Source organism: Chamaesiphon polymorphus CCALA 037 (assembly GCF_003003845.1).
In the GTDB taxonomy this organism is placed as follows: Bacteria; Cyanobacteriota; Cyanobacteriia; order Cyanobacteriales; family Chamaesiphonaceae; genus Chamaesiphon; species Chamaesiphon polymorphus.
In genome coordinates this window covers 1-2,232 of record NZ_PVWO01000717.1, presented here as the reverse complement: position 1 = coordinate 2,232, position 2,232 = coordinate 1, and the positions used below count along the sequence as shown (strand labels likewise).

General features: G+C 43.1%; 2 protein-coding genes. Both read right to left on the bottom strand.

Annotated features, from left to right (window positions below; genetic code table 11):
- Positions 1-161: 161 nt before the first annotated feature.
- The gene (locus C7B77_RS28635) at positions 162-899 is read right to left on the bottom strand and encodes a tetratricopeptide repeat protein (protein WP_106313078.1); all 738 of its coding nucleotides are present in this window, start codon (positions 897-899) and stop codon (positions 162-164) included.
- Positions 900-985: 86 nt separating this feature from the next.
- Positions 986-2,059 (bottom strand): hypothetical protein, encoded by a 1,074-nt coding sequence (locus C7B77_RS28630; RefSeq protein WP_106313075.1) that lies wholly within the window; start codon positions 2,057-2,059, stop codon positions 986-988.
- Positions 2,060-2,232: the final 173 nt, after the last annotated feature.

Below are 2,232 nucleotides of genomic sequence, written 5' to 3'. Positions count from 1 at the left end.
GGTAATGGGTAATGGGTAATGGGTAATGGGTAATGGGTAAGATCGTCCTGTACTCATTCCCAAGGTAGCGTCGCTACCTTCTGCCCTCCACCTTCTACCTAAAGCCTAAAACCTAAAACCTAAAGCCTAAAGCCTACCCCCTAAAGCCTAAAACCTAAAACCTATCCCAAAGTTTTCAACATTTTCTCTGCCGATCGAATCAGATGTAGCTGCTTGCGATAATTGTATTTGGGTGAGGCTTTTAATCTCGCTAACATGGTAGTTAAATATTTTTTTGATGCTACTCGATCGCCATCGGGATTGAGGGCAATTTTTGCGAGTAATAGCAAAGACTCCGAATGCCCCCACTGTTTGACATCTTGCTCTAGATGTAATTTAGCTGCCGACCATTGTTTGAGTTCGTACAGAACTTTACCATAGAGTAGAAACGCCTCACCCCTCTTATACCGAGCATCTCGATCGAGTAAATTTTTTAGATATGCTTGAGCTTGAGCAAAATTTTTGCGATGCATTTCGATTGTCGCACAACCCCATAAGGCATGAGTATTATCTGGCTCTTTGTGTAGAGCATCTCGATAACATTCTAACGCCCGATTGAGATTTCCCATCTCTGCCAACACATTTCCCAGCATCACATATTGATGGGATTTGCCGATATTTGTGACTCCCGCCTCTGCATTCCACAGCGCGTCTTTCATCGTCCACCGTTTGAAAAAATTGGGGATGGGAAGATCTAGATCCGGCAATTTTCTGGCTGCAAAGTAGATAAACGCGCCGGGAACGTTCAACATGATTAATAGCCATAGCCAGCTCGAACTTTTGGGTTCGTTGCGCACACAGTCAAAAATCATTAACATCCAGAAGCCTGTAGCGGCAAAGACGATCGCGTTTACTAGCATGGTTGCTATTTCCTTTGTCAACAGTTGGGGATGCTAACATTATTCGATCGTTGACTCGCTCGAACCGGACAAAATTAAGACGATCTCTATCGATCGGTAGATGGCAAAATAATGAAACTATGCTTCAGTTCTAGCTGAACCCGATTTTTTCGGACTACTTCTTGCCAATTTTCATATTCATCTGGCTGACAGTAACGATCTATCTGCGGATTGTAGGTGCCCTCAATCCCAGTCATGACTTGCATTACATTAGTCGCTGCTGCTTTAACGCCATCATCTGTCGATCGAGCATTAAGATAGAAATCATTACCCGGCCAGGATACATGATCCCAAGCGACAAAACTAAACAGCTCGCAATTTTCAAAATTATCCCCATCTTCGGCATAAGTTTGGGGCAAGCATAATTGAGGTTTATTTGCATTTCCTCTCAACAAAGGTCGGACTAATAAACTAATGCCCTCGATCTCGATCCGATCGTTTTTGCATTCGCTATATGGGTCGTAATATACAGCCTGAATCTGTGAAAAATCGCTACTATAAGCTTGTAAAAACCGAACGAGTACCTTTCTTAACTCTGCACCCAATTGGCCTCTAAATATCCCAGCAAATTGCCCGCAGCCCATGCCAGGAATCGTAATTAAAGCCTTCTTGCCATGCTGTTTGGCTAGAGCGTTAATATAGATAAATGCTGGTAATAATCTCCGTTCGTAGAGTCGATAATACCCATCGGCATTCAAGATGCCATCGGTTGTAACTTCCATCCAATCCGCAGGTGTAAGATTATGACCGTTTTGTAATAATGCACCTGGGGTGAAAATTAAAGTAGCAGCAAATGGAATTTGATGTAAGTCGGGATTGCGATGTTTGCCATTATCGTAGACAGTAACTGGCGTAACGATACTCAGATCGCCTAAGATCGAAAGTTCCGATTGATTCCAATCGATTCCATTCCCAAATACTGCCGATTCTGCGAAAATCTGCGGACGCTTAGTTTGCGCCAGCAGTCCGATAAATTCAGTAATTGTGACTCGATTGAGATCGATATTTTTTAACTTATGATGTAAGTATTCACCTGCTTTTTCGCCAGCTTTTAATCGATCGAGATAATCGATCGCTTTTTGATATGTCTGCGGATTAGCTAGGACTGTATAATGTTTCATGGATGAGGCGTTGCCGATTGTAATCGTGATTTGGAGGTTTTAGGCTTTGGGTTTTAGGCTTTAGGTTTTAGGCTTTAGGCTTTAGGTAGAAGGTGGAGGGCAGAAGGTAGCGTCGCTACCTTGTTAACGAGTACAGTACGATCTTACCCATTACCCATCCACCCATCTACCCA

Bases quoted from the DNA above. Each gene is read 5' to 3' on its own strand.
- C7B77_RS28635 (WP_106313078.1), bottom strand. From the start codon at position 899: ATGCTAGTAAACGCGATCGTCTTTGCCGCTACAGGCTTCTGGATGTTA.
- C7B77_RS28630 (WP_106313075.1), bottom strand. From the start codon at position 2,059: ATGAAACATTATACAGTCCTAGCTAATCCGCAGACATATCAAAAAGCG.